This is a genomic window from Pedobacter sandarakinus (assembly GCF_026240095.1).
Taxonomy (GTDB): Bacteria; Bacteroidota; Bacteroidia; order Sphingobacteriales; family Sphingobacteriaceae; genus Pedobacter; species Pedobacter sandarakinus.
On sequence record NZ_JAPIVG010000001.1, the window covers coordinates 490,143 to 516,179 of the forward strand.

Sequence of the window (26,037 nt, forward strand, 5' to 3'; positions counted from 1 at the left end):
AATCTTTCGCTCCTAATATTATTTATTTAACGCCATTTGGTTAGTATTAACCGCAGCCGAATCGGTTGCTGTTGTATCTGAGGCCGCTTCAGGCGCTGCAGGTGCAACTGGCAAATTAAATTGTTTTCTTAAATCATTGTTTAAGTATGTTTTCTGTTCAGCTATCCAGGTTTTGTATTCCGCATCAGAAACTACACGCACAACTTTCTGCATGTTATAGTGTCCTGATCCACAAATTTTTGCACAATAGAACAAATACTTAAAGTTCGGATCGTTTGTTTCCTGCTGCATTTCGGCAGTAGTTTTAGTTGGTGTGAATTCAAAAAATGTCTTCATACCAGGTACTGTATTCAACTGTATGCGGAAGTGTGGCATGTAAAAACTGTGAATTACATCTTTACTTGTCAAGATTAACTTAACAGGTTTACCAACAGGGATTACTAACTCATCAGCCATTTCATCATCCCTCGAATTAATATCTTTGAAATCAATTCCCAATTGATTAGTTGCTGTAGTTAACTTGTAATTTTTTGTACCAACAACCCCATCAGCTCCTGGGTAACGAATAGACCATTTGAACTGCTCAGAAGTTATTTCAATTTGTAAAGGCTTATTATTTGGATCTTCAGTTTTGAAGAAAATTGATCTCCAGGTTAAGAAACCCATTAAAACCAACACCGTTAATACTAATGCAGGAACAATAGTCCAGATTTTCTCAATGGTATTATTATGAGGGTAGTAGTAAGCTTTTCTTTTAGCAGAGTATTTGTAAATGTAAGAGAAACCGAACAAAAGAATGTGTGTTACGATAAATACGATTGTGGTAATAATTAACGTAAGGTTAAACATTTCATCAATTTTCTTCCCATGCTCTGATGCTGCTGCTGGTAATAACATGTTGCCATGAACCGTATATTCCCAATACACACCATACAAACCTAGAACCAAGAACAAAGCAAATAAACTTGCATGCACCCTATTCCAGTTAATACCAACAGGCTTACCTTGTGCTTCGCGGCTCAATTCGTAAACCTTGATTGATTTACCAATGATGGCAATAAATAAACATACAGCCAGGAAGATCAGAATATAGAATATTACTGATTTATAAACCTCATCCATATCAACTTTCGGTGCCGCGGCAGCACCCGCTGCTGCCTCTTGCGCAAATGCGCTCGTGTTTGCAAAAACAGTAATTAGTACTGCTAAAGCTGCGGTCGTTTTATTCGTGATAAACTTTCTTAAACTCATTTTCTTAAAAGTAGTACGCTGTACTTCTATATAATAATTAAATATTCGCTTTTATAAAATCAACAAACTAAAGTTGATGGTGCAAGCTTTCTTGTAATAAAGGGTGATTTTTCGCAATCAAAGGCTTCTTGCTCAAAGCACCTAAAACCGTGAAGGTAAACAAACCTACAAAACCAGCAGCAATTCCTATTTCAATAAAGCTGAAACCATTGGTTCCTTCTTCAACCGCACCCGGCATAATCATTTGATAGTAATCTACCCAGTGGCCTAAAAGTACCACGATAGAAACAAAAAGTAATTTCGCGTCGGTTCTTTTGTTATCTCTGTCCATTAATAATAATACCGGCGCTAAGAAATTCATCGCCAGGTTCAGGAAGAACCAAAATTTGTAATATTCAAAACGCTTGTAGAAGTAAACCGTTTCTTCAGGCATATTTGCATAGTAAATAAGCAAGAACTGTGCAAACCATACATAAGTCCAGAAGATAGAGAAACCGAAGATGAACTGACCTAAGTTATGTAGGTGGCTATTATTAACCCACTGCATGTAACCAGCTCTCCTTAGCAAAATAATGATAATTGCAATTGTTGCCAAACTGCTCACCCACATTGCTGCGAAATTATACCAACCAAACATAGTAGAGAACCAGTGCGCCTCTAATGACATGATGGTATCGAAAGCAAAGATTGGCGTAGTAAAGCCATAGATTACCAAAAAGATACAAGCATTTTTAAAACTTTTTCTATATGAATTTAATCCACCAGCTAAATCTTCATTATATGAAAACTTAACGAACATCATAGCGAAAAAACTGTATACACTTAAAAATAATAACTGGCGTCCTAGAAAGAATGGCTTATTAAGAAATACAGACTTACCTGCAATGATAGCATCATAATGTTCAGATCCTTTATCGGCTAAACCATGTGTTGCCCAGTGCTTATAAAGATATGGTACGCTAACATTCTGGCCGTGCTCTACAATGGTGTGCTCCATAAATAAGCCCGCCGCTACTATAGCAATAAGTATTACTGCAGCAATAGGTAATGTTTTAGCCATTGCCTGTGGTACACGTAAAATTGAAGCAGACCAACCTGCCTGAGCTACAAATTGAACAGCTAAGAAAAACATGCCTGACATACATACGCAAGCAAAATAATATCCCATAAGCAACAGGTTTGCAAAAGTGCGCTCTTGATGGCCACTTAAAAAACCGTAAACGACAGCAGCTATACCTAAAAGGATACCTACCATGCTCAAAGTTTTTACTTTACCTGTAAACTCAAACTGTTCACTAAAATTAATATTGTGAGTTCCCATTTATTTCTGCTTTACTATTGTCCTTTTTGTAATTGTTGAACATACATCACTACTTTCCAACGATCTGTTGGTGTAATTTGTGAAGCATGCGAGCCCATATTATTTACACCGTAAGTAATGGTATGAAAGATCTTTCCTGCGGTAAGGTCTACCATATTTCCACCTCTGGATGATGCACCTGTTTGATAAGCAGGAACACCGCTAAATTTCTCAATTTTCACTAAGTGTCCTTGTCCATCTCCCTTATCTCCGTGGCAAGGGCTACAGAAAACGGTAAACAAGTGCTTTCCTTCTGCTAAATTAACCGTATCTACTGGTAGCGGATTAAGCAGGCTTACACCAGCAGCTTCATAACCTTCTTTAGTATTTGGATAATTGCCATACTCTGAGAAACCTACAGGTTTAGTATGTGCAGGTGGCAATTGCGCTGCATGACCTTTAAAACTAGGTACTGCAGCAGTATCAACTGGCTGATCCGGATTTAAAGCAATCGGGTCATACATGTTTCTGGCATATTCTAAACCAGTACTGCGTTTATCTTTACAAGCCGTAACCGAAGCTGCAAAAGCAATCGCTAAAAACGCCGTAAAAACAAATTTATTCTTATTCATAGCTAATGTACTTCCTTTCATTATACTTTACTTCTAAAGCACCTGCATCTTTTAATAATCCATCAATTACCGTATGCGCTACATTGTCTTTAGCATCAACAGCGATTACAAAACGATCGTCTGTTGCACGAAGATCCATCACTCTTGGAGCTCTTCCTGGAAACAAATGCGTAGAAGCATAATAACTTAAAACCATACCGAAAGCACAAAATAGTACTGTAAGCTCGAACATTATCGGAATAAAATCCGGCAATGCAAACGATGGCTTACCACCGATATTTACTCTCCAATCGATTACTGCGCAAAAATAAATCAATGCAAAAGCTGCGCAAGTACCTGTGATACCGAAGCAGAAAGCTGCAATATCAATTCTCGATCTTTTAATGCCTAATTTGGCTTCTATTCCGTGTATAGGCATTGGCGTGTATACATCATAAATACTGATGTTATTCTCCTGAAGTTTTTCGATGCCATGCATCATCTCATCCGGATCGCCGAAGCTGCCTAAAATATATTTGATATCACTCATTGTTATATTTTTGCGTAATCTTCTTGTTTAACACTATCAAATTTCTCTAGAGATTCTATGTATTCAGCTACATACTCTTTATTCTCATGGCCTTCTTTAATCTGTTTCATTTTAGCTTGCTCACTAGCAGATTTCAAGAGTAATTTAACCTCTGCAATAGCAATAGATGGAAGAACTCTTAAGAATAATAAGAATAAGGTGAAGAATAAGCCTATCGACCCAACGAATACACTAACATCTACCCAAGTTGGATAAAACATAGCCCAACTAGATGGAATATAATCGCGGTGTAATGATGTTACAATAATTACAAAACGCTCGAACCACATACCAACGTTTACCACAATTGACAAAATCCATGTTGCTTTAATGCTTAAACGGATTTTCTTAAACCAAAGTAACTGTGGAGAAATTACGTTGCAGGTCATCATCATCCAGTAAGACCACCAGTACGGACCGGTAGAACGGTTGATAAATGCGTATTGTTCGTATTCAGAACCTGAATACCAGGCAATAAAAAACTCTGTTAAGTAAGCTACACCTACAATTGATCCTGTTAGAATAATGATTTTATTCATCGATTCGATGTGGAACATGGTGATGTAGTTTTCTAAACCTAAAACCTTACGGGCAACCAATAGAAGTGTTAACACCATCGCGAAGCCTGAAAAGATCGCCCCAGCTACGAAATAAGGAGGGAAGATTGTAGTATGCCATCCTGGTATTACCGAAGTTGCAAAGTCCATTGATACGATCGTGTGAACTGAAAGTACAAGTGGTGTAGAGATACCGGCTAAGATTAATGATACCGCCTCAAAACGTTGCCAAGTTTTTACACTTCCAGACCAACCGAAAGAGAAGATTGAATATATTTTCTTACGTGTACCTACAGCACGGTCGCGGATGGTTGCGATATCTGGCAATAAACCAGTGTACCAGAATAATAATGATACAGAGAAATATGTAGAGATAGCAAACATATCCCATACCAAAGGGGAATTGAAGTTTACCCAAAGTGACCCAAATTGATTTGGCAATGGAAGCACCCAATAAGCTAACCAAGGCCGACCCATGTGCGATACAACATAAGTTGCAGCACAAATAACGGCGAAGATCGTCATGGCCTCCGCAGAACGGTTAATAGAGTTACGCCAGTTCTGACGGAAAAGTAAAAGTACCGCTGAAATTAGCGTTCCGGCGTGACCGATACCAACCCACCATACGAAACCGGTGATATCCCAAGCCCATCCCACTGTTTTGTTTAAGCCCCAGGCACCGATACCATTCCAGAAAGTGTAACTCACAGCTACCACCCAAAGTAATGCACCTAATGCTGAAACGATGAAACCAATCCACCAAGCCTTGTTCGGCTTGTTCTCTACCGGACCTAAAATATCATCCGTAATTTTTGCATACGTGATATTATCGCCGGTAATTAATGGTTCTCTAAGTATTGATTCGTTATGTCCTGACATAATTTGTATTTTCTTTATACGAAAGCTTACGCTTGTACTGTTGTATCTGTGTTTCTAATTTTTGTCATGTATCCGATACCCGGTTTCACATTGATTTCTTCCAAAACGTAGTAAATACGCTCAGATCTCAATGCTTTTGAAACTTCTGAATTAGGATCGTTTGAATCACCGAATATGATTGCGTTCGCTGAACAAGCTTGCTGACAAGCCATTTGAATATCACCATCCTTCAACGGACGTCTTTCGATTTTAGCTTTTAACTTACCAGCTTGAATACGTTGGATACACATCGAGCATTTTTCCATCACGCCACGAGAACGTGTAGTTACGTCTGGATTTAATACCAATTGTGTAAACTCGTTGTTCAGGTAATTGTCAAAGCGAGAATCATTCCAGTAGTTAAACCAGTTGAAACGACGTACTTTATATGGACAGTTGTTCGCACAGTAACGAGTACCTACGCAACGGTTATAAGCCATGTGGTTTAGTCCATCAGAAGAGTGAACTGTTGCCAATACCGGGCAAACTGTTTCGCAAGGTGCGTGATCGCAATGCTGACATAACATTGGTTGGTGAACTACTGAAACATGGTCTAAATCTTCAAGTTTAGCAATTTCTTTCTCTCTTGTTACATCACCTTCTGCAGTTTCATAGCTATAATAACGATCGATACGTAACCAGTGCATCTCACGACGACGACGAACCTCATCACGACCAACAACTGGAATATTATTTTCTACGTTACAAGCTACAACACAAGAACCGCAACCAGTACAAGCATTCAAGTCGATAGCCATCACCCAGTTATTTCCAGGTTTTTCGTATTGATCCCAAAGATCGTAATCTTTATGCTCACCTTTCTCATTACCTGCAGCAGCATCTTTAAGGTATTCCTTAAACGTTGCTTCTTTAATTACCGCACGACCTTCGAAAGAGTGGTGTGTTTGTGTTTGCGCTAATTCGTAGTAGCCGCCCGTAGGGGTAATGGTTACTGAACTAGCATATTGCATGGTTCCGTTTACAAAAGAAACGAATGGGAAGGCATTTTTACCAACCTCATTACCAGCTTTACCGGCTTTTGTACGGCCATAACCCAATGCAATTGATGCGGTGCCTTGTGCCTGTCCTGGTTGAATTAAAACCGGAAGGTCAATAGCATATCCGTTAGCACCCTTTACGGTAACTACGTCAAATTCCTTAACTTTCAATTTCTCGGCAAACTTTGGTGCCAATGCCACAAAGTTATCCCATGTTACTTTAGATACTGGATCAGGAAGCTCTTGCAAGAAAGCGTTATTGGCATTTTTACCATCACGCATAGCGATGTTTTCGTAAACCTGTAATTCAACCTCTTTAGCTAAAGACTTACTGGTATTGACAATTGAAGTTGCAACAGCAGCCAATGATAATGAGAAAGTGTAAGTGCCAGCCGCTTTAGCTGTAACTGTTACTACTCCTTTTTCTAAAACATCGTTCCATTGTAATCCCAATGCTGGCAACATTTTGGTCTCCCAGTTACTACGCACAAACTGATAGTAATCTTTAACCGGAGCGTCAGCCCAAATTAACATGCTTTCTTCTGCCTGACGGCTATTGAAAACTGGGTTGATCGTTGGCTGAACGATTGAATAATACCCCTCGTATGCATTAGCATCTCCCCATGATTCCAGGTAGTTGTGGTTGATTGCAATCGCATCACAAACTGAAGCAGTTTCATCAGCACGATCAGCAAATGAAATTTTTGTAGGTACATTTTTCAATGCCGCTTCAAATTTCTTTGAGTCGATAAAATCGTAAACCGGATTGCTATTTAAAATTAAAACTGCTGCAACTTCACCACGGCTCATTTCAGCAACTAATGCATTAAATTCAGCATCATTACCAGCATATAGATAACAAGGGTTATCTAAATCGATAGTTGCTCCGTAACTGCCAATTGCAGCATTGATTGCATTTACTAAGATTTGCGTTGATACATCGTTAGAACCACAAACAACTAAAGCTTTTCCTTTAGCTTGTAAAAGTTCTTTTGCTGCTAACTTAATTACTTTGTCGGCAGTGGCATTGTTTCCAAGCGTTCCACCTGGTAAAGATTGGCCGGTAATTGCATTGTAGAGTGCAATTAAAGCCGGACCTTGTTCTGATAACTTAATCGGAACGCGGGTATCTGCATTTGAACCAGTTAAGCTCATTCCACTTTCAAATTGAATGTGGCGGCTCATTTTCTTTCCTGCTAAGGACTTATAGTTACGGTTAGCTGTATATTGAGAAGTAGACTCTTCACCGCTAATCCATGTTCCTAAGAAATCTGCTGCAAAGCTTATAATCAGATCTGCTTTATCAAAATTATACTTCGGCAATACCGCTTTACCAAAACTATTTTGGTTAGCCTGAATAATACCTGTATAGGAAACAGCATCATACTGAACCAATTTAGCTGCTGGATATTTTGCAATAAACTGAGCTAAAACAGCATTCGTAGATGGACTGTTAACTGTTGATGAAACAATACGTATTTTTTTTCCAGAAGCCTGTGCTTTAGCTAATTCTGCTTTTGCAAAACTATCTATCTTGGCCCAGGTAGTTTCTTCATTTTTAAGCACTGGTGCTTTAAGTTTAGATACATCATATAAATCTAAAACCGAAGCCTGTGCTCTTGCATCTGTACCGTTGTTAAATTGCCCTGCATTAGGATTTGGCTCAATTTTAATCGGACGACCCTCTCTTGTTTTAACTAAGATACTTTGGCCATTAAAGCTCGAAGTATAATAGTTCGGAATACCTGGAGTTACTTCTTCAGGCTTTACCAGATAAGGAATAGATTTATGAACCGGTGCAGTTTGACATGCTGCCAAAGTAACGGCACCTAAACCAAAACCTAGCGCCTTTAAAAAGTCGCGGCGTGGGGTAACGGTACTTAACCCTGCTTCATTTAAAACATCTTCTATTGGAAGTGGCTCGGCAAATTCGTTTTTGTTATTCTTAACAAAATCGGGTGTATTGTTATACTCCTCTAAGCCTTTCCAGTATTTTTTGTTGCTTTCCATTTAAGCTATATTACTGTTTATTCGAACGTTCTTACTAAACTCTATCTATTAATAGTGGCATTTACCACACTCTAAACCACCCAATAATGCTGGGGTAACTTTCTCGCCTTTTTTAATTTTTTCGTGCGCCTCAATTACTTTGGCGTAGAATGCATTATTTTTCTGACCAGAAATGTCTGTTTCCTTATGGCAATTGATACACCATTTCATTGTTAATGGAGAATACTGGTAAATCTCTTCCATCGTATTAACCGGACCATGACAAGCAAAACAAACTGGCTCTGTTGGCTGCAAACCTTTCGCTTTACGGATAGCCTCTTCGCCAACTACCACGTGTTGTGAGTGATTGAAATAAGCGAAATCCGGTAAGTTGTGTACACGTACCCACTCCATTGGTTTCGATTTGCTTTCATCGTATTTCTGCGTTTCAGGATCGTAACCTAAAGCGTTATAGATTTTCTTGATCTCCGGCGAAATTTCACCATCATATTTATCTCTAGCCTGCACCGCTTTGTGGCAATTCATACACACATTTAACGATGGAATGGTAGAGTTTTTAGATTTGAATGCTCCGTTATGGCAATATTGACAATCGATTTGATTGATACCCGCATGCAACTCATGTGAAAATTTAATCGGTTGCACTGGTTGATATCCTGTATGTACACCTGTATTCCACATGCCCATCCAGCCGAAAGAACCTAAGCAGATTATCAAACACAAAATGAAGAACATAACAAACTTTTTGTTCTTAAACATCTTACGTACACCAACTTTAAGCGGAACATCTTCCTCGATCTCAATTCCTTGTTTCTGAAGAATTAAACGCTCTAAGATTTTGCTTGCACGACCAAGAATCACCAAAATAACAATCGCAACAACTACTATAGCGATAATACCAGCCAATGACAAACCAGAAGTACCACTTTCTTCTGCAGCGGCTTTTGGTGCATTTGGATCAACAGCAGCTTTAGGCTCACCTTCCTGGATGTAAGCTAAAATGCTTTTAACTTTCGTCTCATCCAATTCAGGAAAAGAAGTCATGGCTACCTTGCCATTATCGTTGTACAACTTAACTGCTTCTGGGTTTCCTGATGCAATTAGAGCCTGAGAATTTGGAATCCATTTCAAAAGGAATTCCTCTGAGTGACGATCGGACACGCCTGTTAGGGCCGGACCAACTAATTTCGCATCTAAGGCGTGGCATGACGAACATTTAGCCTTGAAAAGCGTTCTCCCCTCTTTAGCATCCTGCGCATTTACGGTAGAAACCGCTATTACGGACATTGCTGAAAATACGAATAACGACTTCCAAACGCTTTTTAAAATCATCGAGATATCTCTCATAATGAACACTTTATACTTATTTAATTTACTTTTTGTTGTGAAAATGATGGTTTGGCAGTGATAGCCTTACCAAAACTTGAACAAAAGTATAACTTATTAATAAATCCCATGACATAATACTGACGTGAAATACAATTTATAATCATTCTAAACAAATGAGCTTTTCTGCCATTTTGTAAAGAAAAAGCCCATTTTTGAACAAAATCTAAGATGGGCTTTAGCTAAATTGGTTTGGTTTATTAAAATGTTATCTTTATTGTTTCAGGATCCAGGCAAACATCAGTGGCGCCACAATTGTAGCGTCGCTTTCTACTATAAATTTTGGTGTATGAACATCTAATTTCCCCCAAGTGATTTTTTCATTTGGAACGGCTCCTGAATACGACCCATAAGAGGTAGTTGAATCTGATATCTGGCAGAAATAGCTCCAGAATGGAATGTTTTCCATTTCCATATCCTGATATAACATTGGTACAACGCAGATCGGAAAATCTCCGGCAATACCCCCACCAATCTGGAAGAAGCCAATTCCTTTGCCGCTACTATTGGCAATATACCAGTCGGCTAGCCACCCCATATATTCAATACCACTTTTCATAGTGGTTGCTTTTAGTTCCTTTTTCATTACGTATGAAGCAAAGATGTTACCCATGGTAGAATCTTCCCATCCTGGAACTACAATTGGCAAATTCTTTTCGGCCGCAGCAAGCATCCATGAATTTTTAGGATCGATTTCATAATATTGCTCCAAATCTCCGCTTAATAACATTTTGTACATAAATTCATGTGGGAAAAATCTTTCTTCCGCTGTATCTGCATCTTTCCAGATCTTATGTATATGTTTCTGCAACCGACGGAAAGCCTCTTCTTCAGGAATACACGTATCAGTTACCCTATTATAATGGTTTTCTAATAAGTCCCATTCATCCTGCGGACTTAAATCGCGGTAGTTAGGCACACGTTTGTAATGTGAGTGCGCTACCAGATTCATAATATCTTCTTCAAGATTGGCACCTGTACAGGAAATAATCGCCACTTTATCCTGACGGATCATTTCTGCAAGTGAAATTCCCAATTCTGCAGTACTCATCGCCCCTGCAAGGGTAATCATCATCTTACCACCTTCGTCTAAATGCGTTTCATAGCCTTTAGCAGCATCCATCATTGCCGCAGCGTTAAAGTGGAGATAATTACGCTCCATGAATTGAGATATCGGTCCTCTTGTATTGCTCATCTTTTTATCTTATTTGGCGCAAAAATAGACAAACCGATCGCAATTTGCAATTTACTGCTTTGATTGCTTCTATAAACAATAGCACTAAGCGTAAATTAATTTAGCTCGTAATCATTTGGAATAAACAAATAATTTAAAATGCTTTTCTTTGCGGCATGAAAAAGTTATTCATCACCATCTCCATTGGTTTTCTGTTTTTTTCAGCATCTGCACAATTGAAACTCATCAAAAAGATGCTTTCGAACGAGAAAGACACCACCAGAAAAGCGAGTTTCTTGCCCATTCCTTCTTTTGGTTATGCACAGGAAACTGGTTTCGAGTTTGGTGTTGGCGCAATCTATTCGTATTACACAGATAGGAAAGATACCCTTACCAGAAGTTCTAACTTTTCTTTAAATGCCACCTACTCTACCAAAAAAACCTACAATATTGCCTTAAAGGGCGATGCCTGGTCGCCGGGTAATAAATATCACTTCATCGGCGATATGCGCATCAAGAAAATGCCATTCAATTTTTATGGAATTGGCAACAACACCAGTAAGTTAGATGAAGACAAGTTAGTGATGAATCAGATCAAGTTGCTCTTCGATGCAGAAAAAAGTTTTGTAGACTATGCGTATACTGGGCTTTCTCTTGGTTTTGAGCATTATGCATTTACTGATGAAATTATTGGTGGTATCTTTTCTACTCGTCAAAATATTGCAGACAAGGATGGTGGCAATGTAGCTTATGTAGGTTTAAGCCAAAGTTACGATACAAGGAATTCTAATAACTATGCTACGAGGGGTTTTTTCGGCAGGCTAACCTATCAATATGCACCGGATCTCTTCGGCGGAGAAAATTTTACAGGCAGCCAAATTAAACTCGATGTAAGAAATTTTTGGTCAATAAGCCGAAAAATTGTTCTTGGCCTGCAAGGTATTTACTATACCATACAAGGAACTAATACACCTTTTTACGTATTGCAACAAATGGGAAATGACCAGATCATGCGTGGTTATTATGGCGGGCGATACCGCGATGAAAATCTTATTGCGTCTCAGATGGAACTTCGTTACCGTTTTATGAACCGTTTTGGCATTGTCGCTTTTGCTGGTGCTGGAAAGGTTTTCGATAACCACAATGTAAACCTAAATGGTCTGAAACCAAACTATGGCTTGGGTGGCAGGTACTTTTTTGATACTGCGAAAGGTTTAAGCGTTCGCTTAGACTATGGCGTAGGTGAAAAGCTGGCTAATGAAAAACGACAAAGTGGTTTTTACATTAGCTTGGCTGAGGCTTTTTAACTTAGCGGCTCGAATGATATCTGAACCTTTGATCTTTCAAATCCACAAACACGCTGTCTGCAATTAGTGTTTTTCCATCACTCGCTCGCATTTGGGCATTTACTACCGTGATCATATTGCTTGATGAATCGAATATGATCTTAGACCCCGACAAATTTATATTCTTAAATGTTATTCTTGCATCGCCATAAAGCGTTACAATCTTATTTCCTTTGCTAAACTTTACCGAATCGGCAGTATAAACAACCTTACTATTTGCTGCGGTATCTTGCGTTAAATTAATTTCCTTGTTTGAATACCTAGAATAGGTTTGTTTTGATAGGTCGAATCTAAATTCGTCTGCCTCTTCTGTAATTCCATTTTTCTCAAATGAAGCTCCTTTAGCCACAATAAGTTTTTCCTTTTCGCTATAAATAATCCGTTCCCCAGATAAAATACCTCCATTTACTTCTATTGTTGCTCCAACTAAATCATAGGTGGCACTTTTAGTGTTGCCTTTTAGGTTTCTATAGGATATTATTTTTGGTTTTATCGCATATTGTTTCACATTCGAATTTGGTTCAGCGCTTCTCTTTGGGCTGCTATCTCGGAGCACCGCTTGTGGAACCTTTTTTTGTACAAACACTTGCAGACTATCTGCCGGCGCTATCAGCCGCTTCAATTCGATATCGTGAGCTTCGACTATATTAATGCTTATATAACAGAATACAATTAATACCAAAGGTATATTCCATAGGTAGCGTAACTGATTCACCCTGTTAGATTTCTCTCCAAATAGCATTTCTATTCGCTCTTTCAAAGGACTTTTGGCCAGATGATGCATTAAAGAAAATGAAGTTTTAGCCGTAGCTACTCGCAACAAAACATTTGCATAGGTTTTTTTACCGAAAGCGCTTGATGTTTCCGCATCTGCCTCATACTCGTGTAATTGCTCCAAATACCTATCAATCAAATAAATGAATGGATTAATCCATAGTATTGTTTTTGCAAACATGAGCAAAAGCTTATCCACGGAATGAAGCTGACTAGCATGAACTTTTTCGTGGGTGAGAAGTACATGTAAATCCTTTTCCGCCAAGTGAGCTTCATCAATAAAAACATAGTTAAAAAAAGAGCAGTTGGTAAAGCCTAGGTTTTTATGCACGATTTGTATGCCATATTTGTGTTCTGAATATTTTCGTGCGTAAGATAGTAACTGTAAGAGTTTGCCTACCGAGAGGCTGAGCAAAACTAATGCAACTGCGATATAGCAATACACAATAAGCGAAATCCAATCTATTTCTTTCTGAGCAATAGGAATTTCGAGCTGAGTAGCCAGCGGCATGCCATTTTTGGAGTTGTACGCAGAGCCGGTATATGTAGCGTATAGCAAACCTTGCTCAACCTGACTTTTACTTTCAATATCGATTTGCATCGCTGGAATAGCAAAACTCATTAATAAAGTAGATAGTAGGTAAAACCTATTCACCCTAAAGAAAGTAAGCCTTCTTAAGAACAATTGGTAAAAACAAAAAAACACTGCAGTACAAATACTTACCTTTCCAAGATAGATCAATAATTCCATGATATTTGGTTTAAGATTTTTAACACGCTAAACCCTGTGCGAGATTAAGTTGGCAATTCTTTTCAAATTAAATTCTCTTCTTACATATATCAAACTAATTTTACACCCACGAAACTTAAGTAAATTAATAAAAATCATGGTTAAGGGTTTTCGTTAATTATTTTCTTAATTTCCTCAAGGTCACGATCACTTATTTGCTCTTCTTTCACCATAAAGGATAGTAAGCTAGTGGCAGAGTTATCGAAATAACTTGCAAACATTTTTGAAAAGGTGGTTTTCGTATATTCGTCTTTTGTAATTGTTGGGAAATACTCGTAAGTTTTTCCATAAGCTTTGTAGTTAACATAACCCTTCTTTTCCAATAAGCGCACTATAGATGATATGGTATTGTAGGGCGGCTTAGGTTCATCGTCAAGCTCATCTATAATATCTTTGACGAATGCTTTTTTCAATTTCCATAAAACCTGCATAATACGCTCTTCAGATTTTGTAAGTTCTTCCATAAATCAAACTTATAACTTATTTTTAAGTTATACAACTATTTTATAAGTTATATTCCTGAAAAATCAGTTTCTAAATTTGAAAGACTGTGGAAAGCAAATGCATTTTTCTTAGGAATCACTAGGCCCGTTATTCGCTGTAGCCCTCATGAAAAATTCGGGGCTGCCGCTACTACCGGGTTTAAGTGGCAAAGGCAGTGCGCTGTAAAATGGGCGTTGTAAGTAGTTATTATGGTAACAAACAAGCTTTTGTATTTAAACCCGATCTGAGTGGATGCCCCCAATTTTTCATTGGGGCAGGAACGGGAGCGGGACTACCGGCCGCCAAATACTGCTGCCGTTCATTTCCAAAAAAAATCCTGCTTGCTAGTCTTAATCTACTAGGTTATAAATTCTAGCGGCAATTTAAAAGTGCGTATGTAGCGGAATAAAAGATACCATAGGCTGTGAGATGAGGTTTACTTACTTAACCCAGCAAGCGCATTGATAGTGAGCGCTACAATAACCGTATTAAAAATGAACGCAATTAAGCTGTGGAGTAACGACAGTCGCCTAATTTTACGAGATGATATTTCTACATCAGATACCTGGAAAGTCATTCCCAATACGAAAGAAAAGTATGCAAAGTCGACAAAATCTGGCTCGCTATCGCCTGGGAAATCTAAGCCAGCTCCCTTATGAGCATCAAGCTTGTTTGTTTTGGCGTAGTATAAATGAGCGTACCTTACTGCAAAGGTGGTATGCACCAAAAACCATGATAAAAACATGCCCGAAATGGCCACGACCAGATCGAGCGGTGCAACATCCTTACTTACCAGTAACAATATCACGGCCAGCAAGCCTGCAAAAGTAGAAACTACTACAATGGCAAAAATTTCTCCCCTGGTTTCATCTTGCGTTATCGCTTTTAAATGTGTTTCGGAAACGGATGTGTTGAAAAACATGACCCAATGAAGCGTAATTAACACCAAACAAAATACATCCCAACCGAGCATAACACGGGCTAGGGCGCCCATGGTAAGTATTAACGAGGCGAAATATACTCCCAGTGCGATGGCGAAACTAATTAACAAAATATAAAGTGCCGATAGCTTTTGGATGCCTTGCAACCTGGGTTCTAGTTTCATTGCTTAAATTTCAGTTTAAAATGCTCTTTGGCCTGCCCTTTTTTAAAGTAAACAAGTCCGATCCAGAATAAATCTACCGTTACGGTTACATCGGGATGGTTTTTAATTTCAGCCCAAGCTTCTTTCATGCCTTCACTCCAATAAATATCATCAAAAATGAGCAGTGAGTTTTCGGTAACTTTTGGCAAGCACCACTTAAAGTAATTTAAGGTAGCATCTTTACGGTGATTTCCGTCAACGTAAACAAAATCTAGAGTAGGCTGCTTCGCAATTAAATCAGGGAGGATTAAATCGAAGTTACCTACGTGGAGTCCAATATTATTTAAATCCAAATCTTTAAAGTTCCCTTTGGCAACCTCGGCGGTTTCTGGACAGCCCTCTATGGTAATAATTTCTGCATTGGGACAGGCTTTTGAAAGGTATGCGGTTGTAATACCCAAACATGTACCTAGTTCTACCACGGTTTTAGGTTGGGTATTTTTTGCCAAACGATAAATCAGTTGTGCTAAACGTTTACTCTTTAAGGCATTTTTTGCTATTTGGTTAACCTTTTTTGTACGGTTTTTATTTAGGTAAGAACCCGCTCCAAGATCTGTTACAGTGATGGTAGTATCGTCAGAAAAAAGTTTTTTTCGTTGTTGTTCGATATTTTTGTATTCAGATTTGTCGGCAAAATCGTAAATTACCTCGTCGGCCAGCTTATATACAAAAGGCGAGTGCGTTCCATGCCGGCTTTTTGCTGTTAAACGGTGTTTAAAGTAATCGGTAATAAATTGAAATAGCATATAGTGCAAAAGTAATTATTCGCCGCATACAGGTTATATGTTTTTATGGAAAATATCGCAGAGATTAGTGCTTTAGTTAAATTGCTTGATGATCCGGATGAGGAAATATACCATCACGTAGAGAAAAAGCTGCTGGAATACGGCGGCGAGGTAATCCATTACCTGGAGCATGCGTGGGAACAATCTTTTGATGGATTAATGCAAGAGCGGATAGAAAATATCGTTCATCAAATCCAGTTTGCCAGTGTTAAAGAAGATTTGGGTTTGTGGTATCTGAGTGGTGCTTTCGATTTATTGCAGGGCGCTATGATTGTTAACCGTTACCAGTATCCAGATCTGGATGAACAGAAAGTTATTATCCAACTGGAAGAAATTAAAAGAGACATCTGGTTAGGCTTACAATATGAGATGAGTTCGGTGGAGAAAGTGAAACTGATTAACCACGTTTTATATCAACAGTATGGCTTTGGAGGAAATACAAAAAACCACCACGACCCCCAAAACAGCTACCTTAACCAAGTATTGGAAAGCAAAAAAGGAAACCAAATTTCTTTAGCCATTATATATTCGACTTTAGCACAAAAATTAGATTTGCCCATTTATGGAATTAACTTGCCGCAACATTTTATTTTAGGCTATATTGATGATAGCAAGCAGGAAGGAACGGACTATAGCGTATTATTCTACATCAATGCATTTAACAGGGGCAATATTTTCGGGAAACACGATGTAGATCAGTTTTTGCGACAACTAAATTTAGAGCCCTTGCCGGAATATTATAAACCCTGCTCGAACACAGATATTATTCGTAGGGTAATTAGAAATTTAGTTTCTGCTTACGAGAGTGCAGGTGCAATAGAGAAAGTTGCGGAATTAAACGAGTTGCAGGATATCTTAAAAGATGAACCTAAAACCGATTAACGCAATGATTAAACCTAAGCTTTGGCTCCGTTTTTCAATTTTCATTTTGTTGATGTTTTTCGTGTTTAGCTCCCAGTTATCGAACGCACAAAAAATAACAAAACCAAATGTTATTGCCTACTCAACCGGTAGTGGAACGCCTATACACCGATTCCGCATAGAAGAGATTACGCACTTAATTTACAGCTTCGCAAAGCTGAAAGGAGACAGCTTACACATCAAAACCGCTAGGGATTCGGCCTTGATTAAGGAGATGGTGAGCTTAAAAAAAAGGAATCCGAATTTAAAAGTGATGATTGCAATGGGCGGATGGAGCGCCTGCGAAAGCTGCTCTGAAGTTTTTAGTCGAGACAGCGGCAGAAAAACATTCGCCAAAACCACGAAATCGATTTTGGATTATTTTAAGGCTGATGGTATTGATATCGACTGGGAATACCCAGCGGTTGTGGGCTATCCGGGGCACCGCTACAGACCTGAAGACAAACAAAATTTTACGCTTCTTGTAAAAGAATTGCGAAAAACAATAGGCCGAAAAGCCGAAATTAGTTTCGCTGCCGGAGGAACTAAAAACTGTATTGATTCTTGTTTCGAGTGGGATAAGGTAATGCCTTTGGTGAACAGGGTAAATTTAATGAGCTATGATTTGGTAAGCGGTTATGCAAAGCTAAGCGGCCACCATACACCTTTATTCTCTACCAGCCAGCAGCAGATTTCTACTGATTATGCTATTAATGAGATACTTAAACTTGGCGTTCCTGCCAGCAAGATTGCTTTAGGTGCGGCATTCTACGCAAGAGTTTTTCAAAACACAACCGAGGCAAACCAAGGCTTATATCAACCCACTAAGTTTTTAAAAAGCGTTTCGTCGAAAGATTACCAGAAAGCGTTTGACAATGGAAGCGGTTTCAAATATTTTTGGGATCAGGAAGCAAAGGCACCCTTTTACTACAACGCAGCGCTGAAACAAATTGCTAGTCTTGATGATGCCAAATCAATTAGCATCAAAACGAGGTATGTAATTGATAGAAAGCTAAATGGAATAATGTTTTGGGAACTTAAAGATGATCTTCCTGCTAACGGTTTACTGGATGTGATTGCCGAAACCATTAGAAGCGAGGAGTTAAAATAAGCAATATATTCCCTTTAGAAACTGCCGCTTACTTTAAACTTTTGGGTTTTCAACCAACCAGCCATTAGCTTAAACCAATCTACATCTGAAGTTTTATTGGTAAGCCCAAAGCCATGGCCGCCCTTTTCGTAGTACAGCAAGTTACTGGGCACATTAGCGGCAAGTAAGGCCTGGTGCATCAATTCGCTATTGGCAACCGGAACCACCTGATCGTCTTTGGCATGAACGAAATAAACAGGAGGTGTTTGTCGGTCTACATTCTTATTTGCTGAAAAATAGGTGCTCAAACTATCAGATGGTTGATCGCCGAGCAAATTTCTCTTTGTGCCCGCATGCACCGACTCTTGGAAACTAATTACCGGATAAACTAATACGCCAAAATCAGGCTTCAGATTTATTTTTTCGGGATTATCGATTTTAACATCCCCATAATGTGTTAACAAGGTAGATGCAAAATGGCCACCAGCCGAAAACCCTAAAACACCAAGTTTGTTAGATTTGATGTGGTATCGCTTTGCGTTTTTCCTAACCAGGTAAATTGCCTGCTGCGCATCCTGCAAACAGGCGAAGGTTTTATCGACCATAATTTCATCGCTTGGTAAGCGGTATTTTAGTACAAAGGCAGTAACACCGATGGCATTCAATCGTTTGGCAACATCTATACCCTCATGACTGAAAGCCAGCGCCCCGTAACCCCCACCAGGACAAATGATTACAGCCGTACCAGTAGAAATAGCTTCCGGTGCTTCAAAAATAGTTAGGGTAGGTACCGAAACCTTTGTAATACTTAACGTACCATTAGGCCTCACTTCGGTATTTTCTACATAGGTTTTGGGTGTAGCTTTGGCTCCAGGAATTTGTCCGTTATAAAGCGGAAGAACCTCCTGAGCTCTGCTAAGGGATGCAATCATCACGAAAAACAAGATGTTAAGTGCCAGTTTTGTCATTTCTATTATGCTAGAATTCCATTAAATATGCTTTCAAAAACTCATTGATATCGCCATTTAAAACAGCATCGGGATTAGAGGTTTGGTAATTCGTACGATGATCTTTTACCCGCCTGTCATCTAAAACGTAACTGCGAATCTGCGACCCCCATTCTATCTTTTTCTTAGCGCCCTCTACTGCAGCGGTAGCCTCCTTACGTTTACGCTCTTCAACTTCGTAGAGTTGCGATTTTAGTAAACGAATTGCATTTTCCTTGTTTTGCAACTGCGATCTCGACTCTTGATTCTTAATGATGATACCCGATGGTTTGTGGTACAAACGAACCGCAGTTTCTACCTTGTTTACATTTTGTCCGCCAGCACCCCCTGCCCTAAACGTTTCAAATTCTATATCTGCCGGGTTGATATCAATTTCTATGGTATCATCTACCAAAGGATAAACGTATACTGAAGCAAAAGAGGTATGCCTACGGGCATTAGAATCGAATGGAGAAATACGCACCAAGCGATGAACACCATTTTCGCCTTTCAAATATCCATAAGAAAAATCACCATCGAACTGTAGCGTAACTGATTTTATTCCGGCAATTTCACCTTCCTGGCTGTCTTGTTCGGTGATTTTATAGCCATTCTTCTCACCCCACATTAAATACATCCGCATTAACATATACGCCCAGTCGCAACTTTCGGTACCACCGGCACCAGCTGTAATTTGCATCACGGCCGAAAGCTGATCTTCCTTGTTGCGCAACATGTTCTTAAGCTCCAACTCCTCAACAGCCCTTGTACTATTCTCGAATTGTTCTTTAAGTTCTGCTTCCGTAGCATCACCAGATTGAAAGAACTCGAAAAGGACTGCTGCATCTTCCACAGCACTGTTGGTTTCGTTAAAACCATCTGTCCATTTCTTTTTTGCGCTGATTTCTGCTAGAATTTTTTCTGCTTTTTTTGGCTCATCCCAAAAATCGGGAGCCATGGTTAGTTTTTCTTCTTCGCGAATGGCGTAAAGTAACTCATCAACGTCAAAGATGCCTCCTCAGAGACGTTATTCTATCTCTTAAATCCTGAAGATTTTCTTTTGTCATAGCGACAAATGTAGACATTTAAATTTCTTTTTTCTTCGTATTAAACCTTTTACGTTAACCTAAATCTATTTCACAAAACATAAACTAAATGTTATGAACATTAAATTGACAGGAGCTTTAATCATTGCAGCACTTGCATACGGCTCAACAACATCGGCACAAACACCCGCCACAACGAACAAAGTAACCCCCAAAGAAATTCGCCAGCGAGACAAACAAAGGGTAAAAACTGGGATTGAAGATGGTGAAATTACGAAGAGGGAAGCAAGGGCTTTACGAGGTCGAAATAAGAATCTGAAAAATAGCGTTAAAGATGCAAAGGCCGATGGCAATGTTTCAATAGATGAAAAGAAAAGCATTGCTAAAAATGAAGCAAAATTGAGTAAAAGCATTCATGCTAAAAAGCACAATAGCAGGAAACGCATTTGAAATCAACATTTGAACCAAAAAAAGCTATCGGTAATCCGATAGCTTTTTTTCTATTTTTTCATCGACATGTAATCTAAAGTAAGATTTGCCAACAACTTTACGCCCAATACAAAGCCACTTTCATCTAAATAGAAATCTGGCGTGTGATGAGAGGCGGTTTTTAGAGGGTCTTTACCCTTACGCATTCCACCAAGAAAAACAAAAAGCCCCGGCACTTTCTCCTGAAAAAAAGAAAAGTCTTCGGCACCGGTAACAGGTGGCTTTAACATCACATTCTCTGCGCCTGCTGTAGCTTTCATACTTGGAAGCATTTTTTCGGTTAGGGCAACATTGTTGAATGTTACCGGGTAATGATTGCTATAAGGTATTTTTACCTCGGCGGTTGCGCCATTTGCTTCTGCCGTTTTGGTAGCAATAGTTTTTATCCTGTCGATAAACATAGCTTCGTCTTCCTTGCTAAAGTTACGAACCGTACCAAGCATTTCGACTTTTTCTGGGATGATATTGGAACGCACACCACCATTAATGGCCCCAATGGTTACTACGCCCGGATTTTCGGTAAGATTTAGATTTCTACTAACAATCGTTTGCAGGTTATTAATGATCTGAGCTGCAGTAACAATTGGATCGATACTGCTCCACGGATATGCGCCATGCGCCTGACGCCCAGTTACGGTAATTTTCATATCGTTCACGGCAGCCATTGTACCACCCGGACGATAGGTTACTTTACCAACCTCTGTTTGAGCATTTATGTGTAGTCCAAAAATCACATCAACCTTTGGGTTTTCTAAAACGCCTTCTTTAATCATGAGTGCAGCGCCGCCTTCTTCACCAGCAGGAACGCCCTCCTCGGCAGGTTGAAAGATCAGTTTTACAGTACCTGCAATATCTTTCCTCATGCCACTTAATACTTCTGCAACCCCCATCAAAATAGCGACATGGCTATCGTGCCCACAAGCATGCATCACGCCAACTTCCTGGCCATTATATTGTGTTTTAACTTTCGATGCAAAAGGCAGGTCGACCCGCTCTGTAACTGGCAAACCGTCCATATCTGCTCTTAATGCAACTACCGGACCAGGCTTGCCGCCTTTAAGTACACCAACAACGCCAGTTTTTGCCACACCTGTACGCACCTCAAAACCCAGGCTGGTTAAATGCTTAGCTACAATGCCAGCAGTTCTCTGCTCCATATTTCCCAGTTCGGGATGTTCGTGAAAATCTCTACGCCATTGAATTACCTTCTGTTCTATTTCATTTGCCTTTTTTGAAACGTTAGCATTCAATGGGGCATTCTGCGCCATAGACTGGTATGTCATAAACACAAGTCCAAGTAAATATATTTTCTTCATTAGTTAGTTTGCTGATGTACTAAGCTAATAAAATTTAAGCTGATAAAGCAATCAGGGCACCCGAAATGAAAATTGAATTAGACAAGTTCATGAACACCAGATGTATTGGCATAAATGAAATGCATTTTACACACAAAAAATCTGTTTTAAATATTAGCTTTATTACTTTTACAAAAAGAATAAACTATGTTACCAAAGATAAATTTTAATGAAACCGAGGCATATAAATATTTGGCCGATCATTTTATAGATGTTAATGAGAAAAGCATTAAAGATTTTTTTTCTGAAGATGCAGACCGTTTCAACAAATTCTCGGTGTTTTTCGAAGACATCTTATTAGATTATAGCAAAAACCGAATAAATGATGAAACCCTCGCTTTGCTATTGCAGCTGGCCCGTGAGTGCAAGTTAGATGACGCGATAAAGGCCATGTTTGCTGGTGATAAAATTAATGAAACAGAAGATCGGGCGGTATTACATACGGCTTTACGTAACCTCAGCAACACTCCTGTTTTGGTTGATGGAAAAGATGTGATGCCTGATGTAAATGCTGTTTTAGCAAAAATGGAGAAATTTAGCAACAGCATTATCAATGGCGACTGGAAGGGTTACACTGGAAAAGCAATTACAGATATTGTAAACATTGGTATCGGTGGATCAGATTTAGGTCCGGTGATGGTTACCGAAGCGTTAAAGCATTATAAAAATCACTTAAATGTGCATTTTGTATCTAACATTGATGGAACACATATTGCCGAAACGCTTGCTGCCTTAAATGCAGAAACTACGTTATTTTTAGTAGCATCGAAAACCTTTACCACCCAGGAAACCATGACCAATGCACACTCTGCACGAAGTTGGTTTTTGGAGAAAGGCGCTACCGAAAAAGATATCGCGAAACACTTCGCTGCCCTGTCAACCAATGCCAAAGATGTATCAGCTTTTGGTATCGATACCGAAAATATGTTTGAGTTTTGGGATTGGGTTGGTGGTCGCTATTCTCTCTGGAGTGCGATTGGTTTGTCTATCTCTTTAAGCATCGGTTTTGATAATTTTAAGGAACTATTAGCTGGCGCCTACGCTGCTGATAATCATTTTCAAACAGCCTCTTTTGAAACCAACATCCCGGTTATTTTAGGCTTACTTGGCATCTGGTACATCAATTTCTACAATGCGGAGACCCAGGTAATTTTACCTTACGACCAATATATGCATCGCTTTGCGGCGTATTTCCAACAAGGTGATATGGAGAGTAACGGCAAACATGTAGACCGTAATGGAAACGAGGTAGATTATGAGACTGGTCCGATTATCTGGGGCGAACCTGGCACAAATGGGCAACATGCTTTCTACCAACTGATTCACCAGGGTACACGAATTATTCCTGCAGATTTCATCGCACCCGCACAAAGCCTTAACCCCCTAGGCGAGCATCACCCTATTTTACTTTCTAACTTCTTTGCTCAAACAGAAGCATTAATGAATGGCAAAACAGAAACTGAAGTTGTTGCAGAATTGAAGAAAGATGGAAAATCAGATGAGGAGATAGGCAAGATTGCACCATTTAAGGTTTTCGAAGGAAACAGACCAACCAATTCGATTTTATTAAAGAAAGTGACGCCCTATACTTTAGGAACTTTGGTAGCGATGTATGAACATAAAATTTTCGTACAAGGTGTAATCTGGAACATCTTCAGTTTCGACCAGTGGGGTGTTGAACTTGGAAAGCAATTGGCTAAAAAAATACTTCCAGAATTAGAAAATAACGACGTTATAAGCAGCCATGATAGCTCTACGAATGGATTGATTAACCAATATAAAGCCTGGAGATAGGAAAAACTATCATCATCACATATCCTATTTGAGCCATCGCAGTTTGCGATGGCTTTTTTTGTGAAAAAAATAATTTCGAGGCAACCAATTCAATTCACCCATCGTAATCCAGACAAAGCACCCAACCAACCAAGCTGTAGTAAACCCAACAAGCCTAAAACACATCAGCATGAAAAAAAACAAACTCCATTTGATCGTTTTCGTTGCCCTGTTTTTAATAATTCAGATGCCTGGTATAAAAGCACAGAATTATATTTCGAATAATGTAAAGATATCTTTCTATTCATCAACCCCAATAGAAGATATTAAAGCTGCAAGCAACAAAACATCTGCAGTTTTAATTGCCCAAAACGGAGCGTTCGCTTTTCAGGTTGCCATTAAAAGTTTTGAGTTTGAGAAGAAACTTATGCAAGAACATTTCAACGAAAACTACATGGAGAGTGATAAATTTCCTTATGCGACGTTTAAAGGCTCTCTTTCGCCAAACATCAATTGGAAAGAGGATGGCGAATATAAATCGATTGCCAAGGGTATTTTAACGCTGCACGGTGTGAGTAAGCCTAGAAGTATCCCCACCAAAGTGACAGTAAAAAATGGCGTGATTTCAGTGAGTGCAGATTTTGAGGTGGCCTGTTCAGATCATGACATTGACATTCCAACTTTGGTCTTTACGAAAATTGCGAAAGTAATTAGCGTGAAAGTAAATGGAACCCTTAACCCAAAACCTTGAATATATGATTAAACATGCTACAATTTGGTGCCTTGCTATTTTCTCCACTGTCAGCGCCTTTGGTCAGGATGCAGATTCGCTTTTAAAATCGATAGCGGATACCACACAAAAAGTTATGCAAAATCCTGCCTTCAAATCAACCAGGATTGTGTTATCACACTCTACAGAAACGCAAAAAAAACACGACCTCGACATGCGCATCAGGCATCATTTTGGAGATATCGGAGGTGAATTTGGAAGCGCTCATACGCTGTATGGATTAGATGTAGCTTCTGATTTGTTTATTGGTTTCGATTATGGCATTACAGATAACTTAACCGTAAGCATCGGCAGAAGCAAGCACGATGAGCTTTACAATGGTTTTTTGAAGTACAAGATTTTAACACAGGGAGGTGGCAAAAATGGCAATGTACCAATTAATGTTACGTTCTTAGCTCAAATGGGCTGGATTGCGAGGGCACCATTCAACAATACGGAATTCAGCGCTTATGCTAATCGGTTTTCTTATTTTCTGCAGCCAATATTTTCCAGAAAGATTACTCAAAAACTGTCATTGCAGGTTGCACCGGCTGTTTTAATACGCAAAAACACCACAGAACCAAACGACCCACAATCGCTCTTTAGTATAGGCTTCGCCGGAAGATTCAAATTAACAAAACGTCTTTCTTTCGTGGCCGACTACACCCTGGTAAATGGTTTGAACAGACCAAAAGACCTGGTTCAGCAATTTTATAATCCCTTGGGTGTAGGCTTGGAAATTGAAACAGGAGGACACGTTTTCTCATTGAACTTTATGAATGCCGAATACATTTCTGAAAATAGCTTCATACCAGACACTAAAAAATCGTGGGGAAACGGAGGCGTACGCTTTGGCTTCACCATTTCCAGGAATTTCACACTTTTTAAATCAAAAGACAAAGACCTTCAAACCAAAATTTATTAAAAAACAATATTATGGAACGTAACGAATTTATCAAATCATTAGGGCTGGGAGTAGCCATGGTGTGTACGGGTGCATGTTTCTCTGCATGTGGCAAAAAAGGCGACTCGCCAGATCCAAGTAAACCAGCCGGCGGAGGTGTACCTCCAGGCACTACTGCCAGTGTCGATTTGGGTACGCAATTACTTACAGTTGGCGCTTCGGTGGTAGTAAGCGGTATTTTATTTATTCGAACTGCAACAGGAAATGCAACCACTTCATTTGCTGCAACACAAGCTGTATGTCCTCATCAAGGTGGCTCGTTAAGCTTTATTCAAGCCAATAATTATATTCAATGTAGTTTGCATAGTTCGAGGTACACTACAACTGGTAGCGTATTGGCACAACCTAACGACGGCGGAACAACTAGCGCTTTAAAAGTTTATCCCATTACGGTTTCTGGCACCACACTAACCGCAACGGCATAATTGTTTCATTTTAGGGTTTAGGCAGTACCGATATGGTACTGCCTTTTTTTTGCCTAACTTTAAGAAATAATCTCCGCTAGGTTTATGGAATAAGACAAACTCATACATCCTTAATTTGTTATAT

Annotated in this window: 23 protein-coding genes; 8 read left to right on the plus strand and 15 right to left on the minus strand. The window is 39.2% G+C overall.

Annotated elements, in window-relative coordinates:
• Positions 1–18: 18 nt before the first annotated feature.
• From OQ268_RS01965 to OQ268_RS02000, 8 genes are all read right to left on the minus strand, one after another.
• Complete coding sequence (locus OQ268_RS01965) at positions 19–1,251, minus strand: cytochrome c oxidase subunit II (protein WP_265854380.1); 1,233 nt, start codon at positions 1,249–1,251, stop codon at positions 19–21.
• Positions 1,252–1,318: 67 nt separating this feature from the next.
• Positions 1,319–2,572: a quinol:cytochrome C oxidoreductase gene (locus OQ268_RS01970; RefSeq protein WP_265854381.1), complete on the minus strand. Its 1,254-nt coding sequence runs from the start codon at positions 2,570–2,572 to the stop codon at positions 1,319–1,321.
• 14 nt (positions 2,573–2,586) lie between these two features.
• The gene (locus tag OQ268_RS01975; RefSeq protein WP_322973920.1) at positions 2,587–3,183 is read right to left on the minus strand and encodes a c-type cytochrome; all 597 of its coding nucleotides are present in this window, start codon (positions 3,181–3,183) and stop codon (positions 2,587–2,589) included.
• Complete coding sequence (locus OQ268_RS01980) at positions 3,176–3,712, minus strand: DUF3341 domain-containing protein (protein WP_265854383.1); 537 nt, start codon at positions 3,710–3,712, stop codon at positions 3,176–3,178. The genes OQ268_RS01975 and OQ268_RS01980 overlap by 8 nt, the downstream gene beginning before the upstream one ends.
• A 2-nt stretch (positions 3,713–3,714) precedes the next feature.
• On the minus strand, positions 3,715–5,187 hold the full coding sequence (gene nrfD / locus OQ268_RS01985; protein WP_265854384.1) for an NrfD/PsrC family molybdoenzyme membrane anchor subunit: 1,473 nt from the start codon (positions 5,185–5,187) through the stop codon (positions 3,715–3,717).
• Positions 5,188–5,213: 26 nt separating this feature from the next.
• Positions 5,214–8,234, minus strand: coding sequence for a TAT-variant-translocated molybdopterin oxidoreductase (locus tag OQ268_RS01990; RefSeq protein ID WP_265854385.1), 3,021 nt, complete (start codon positions 8,232–8,234; stop codon positions 5,214–5,216).
• A 48-nt stretch (positions 8,235–8,282) separates the two neighbouring features.
• Entirely contained in the window at positions 8,283–9,581 is a 1,299-nt protein-coding gene (locus tag OQ268_RS01995) for a c-type cytochrome (RefSeq protein WP_265854386.1), read from the minus strand.
• Positions 9,582–9,834: 253 nt separating this feature from the next.
• Positions 9,835–10,815 (minus strand): deoxyhypusine synthase family protein, encoded by a 981-nt coding sequence (locus OQ268_RS02000; RefSeq protein ID WP_265854387.1) that lies wholly within the window; start codon positions 10,813–10,815, stop codon positions 9,835–9,837.
• Positions 10,816–10,970: 155 nt separating this feature from the next.
• Here OQ268_RS02000 and OQ268_RS02005 point away from each other — a divergent pair, with 155 nt between their 5' ends.
• Complete coding sequence (locus tag OQ268_RS02005) at positions 10,971–12,101, plus strand: BamA/TamA family outer membrane protein (protein ID WP_265854388.1); 1,131 nt, start codon at positions 10,971–10,973, stop codon at positions 12,099–12,101.
• Position 12,102: 1 nt separating this feature from the next.
• Here the strand turns inward: OQ268_RS02005 and OQ268_RS02010 are convergent, their stop codons facing one another.
• The 4 genes from OQ268_RS02010 to OQ268_RS02025 all read right to left on the minus strand — a co-directional run bounded on the left by OQ268_RS02010 (position 12,103) and on the right by OQ268_RS02025 (position 16,077).
• A complete protein-coding gene (locus OQ268_RS02010; RefSeq protein WP_265854389.1) occupies positions 12,103–13,665 on the minus strand; it encodes a M56 family metallopeptidase in 1,563 nt (520 codons plus the stop codon).
• Positions 13,666–13,805: 140 nt separating this feature from the next.
• Entirely contained in the window at positions 13,806–14,168 is a 363-nt protein-coding gene (locus OQ268_RS02015) for a BlaI/MecI/CopY family transcriptional regulator (protein WP_265854390.1), read from the minus strand.
• A gap of 455 nt (positions 14,169–14,623) precedes the next feature.
• A complete protein-coding gene (locus OQ268_RS02020) occupies positions 14,624–15,292 on the minus strand; it encodes a DUF1345 domain-containing protein (protein ID WP_265854391.1) in 669 nt (222 codons plus the stop codon).
• Positions 15,289–16,077, minus strand: a complete 789-nt coding sequence (locus OQ268_RS02025) for an O-methyltransferase (RefSeq protein ID WP_265854392.1) — start codon at positions 16,075–16,077, stop codon at positions 15,289–15,291. The genes OQ268_RS02020 and OQ268_RS02025 overlap by 4 nt, the downstream gene beginning before the upstream one ends.
• Before the next feature lie 45 nt (positions 16,078–16,122).
• Between OQ268_RS02025 and OQ268_RS02030 the strand changes: the two genes are divergently transcribed.
• Entirely contained in the window at positions 16,123–16,998 is an 876-nt protein-coding gene (locus OQ268_RS02030) for a transglutaminase-like domain-containing protein (protein WP_265854393.1), read from the plus strand.
• A gap of 4 nt (positions 16,999–17,002) precedes the next feature.
• Positions 17,003–18,127: a glycoside hydrolase family 18 protein gene (locus OQ268_RS02035; protein WP_265854395.1), complete on the plus strand. Its 1,125-nt coding sequence runs from the start codon at positions 17,003–17,005 to the stop codon at positions 18,125–18,127.
• Positions 18,128–18,141: 14 nt separating this feature from the next.
• Here the strand turns inward: OQ268_RS02035 and OQ268_RS02040 are convergent, their stop codons facing one another.
• On the minus strand, positions 18,142–19,074 hold the full coding sequence (locus tag OQ268_RS02040) for an alpha/beta hydrolase (protein WP_265854396.1): 933 nt from the start codon (positions 19,072–19,074) through the stop codon (positions 18,142–18,144).
• A 10-nt stretch (positions 19,075–19,084) separates the two neighbouring features.
• A protein-coding gene (prfB, locus tag OQ268_RS02045) for a peptide chain release factor 2 (RefSeq protein WP_265855154.1) occupies positions 19,085–20,159 on the minus strand; the annotation gives its coding sequence in 2 pieces (ribosomal slippage) (positions 19,085–20,098 and positions 20,100–20,159; 1,074 coding nt in all).
• Positions 20,160–20,252: 93 nt separating this feature from the next.
• On the opposite strand from prfB, the gene OQ268_RS02050 reads away from it, so the two are divergent.
• Positions 20,253–20,588, plus strand: coding sequence for a hypothetical protein (locus OQ268_RS02050; RefSeq protein ID WP_265854397.1), 336 nt, complete (start codon positions 20,253–20,255; stop codon positions 20,586–20,588).
• A gap of 50 nt (positions 20,589–20,638) precedes the next feature.
• Here OQ268_RS02050 and OQ268_RS02055 read toward each other — a convergent pair whose 3' ends face one another.
• Positions 20,639–21,943, minus strand: a complete 1,305-nt coding sequence (locus OQ268_RS02055; RefSeq protein ID WP_265854398.1) for an amidohydrolase — start codon at positions 21,941–21,943, stop codon at positions 20,639–20,641.
• A 186-nt stretch (positions 21,944–22,129) separates the two neighbouring features.
• Here OQ268_RS02055 and pgi point away from each other — a divergent pair, with 186 nt between their 5' ends.
• The 4 genes from pgi to OQ268_RS02075 all read left to right on the plus strand — a co-directional run bounded on the left by pgi (position 22,130) and on the right by OQ268_RS02075 (position 25,913).
• Positions 22,130–23,776, plus strand: coding sequence for a glucose-6-phosphate isomerase (gene pgi, locus OQ268_RS02060; RefSeq protein WP_265854399.1), 1,647 nt, complete (start codon positions 22,130–22,132; stop codon positions 23,774–23,776).
• Positions 23,777–23,945: 169 nt separating this feature from the next.
• A complete protein-coding gene (locus OQ268_RS02065; RefSeq protein WP_265854400.1) occupies positions 23,946–24,506 on the plus strand; it encodes a YceI family protein in 561 nt (186 codons plus the stop codon).
• Positions 24,507–24,510: 4 nt separating this feature from the next.
• Positions 24,511–25,449, plus strand: coding sequence for a DUF5777 family beta-barrel protein (locus tag OQ268_RS02070; protein WP_265854401.1), 939 nt, complete (start codon positions 24,511–24,513; stop codon positions 25,447–25,449).
• Between the two features lie 11 nt (positions 25,450–25,460).
• On the plus strand, positions 25,461–25,913 hold the full coding sequence (locus OQ268_RS02075) for a QcrA and Rieske domain-containing protein (RefSeq protein WP_265854402.1): 453 nt from the start codon (positions 25,461–25,463) through the stop codon (positions 25,911–25,913).
• Positions 25,914–26,037: the final 124 nt, after the last annotated feature.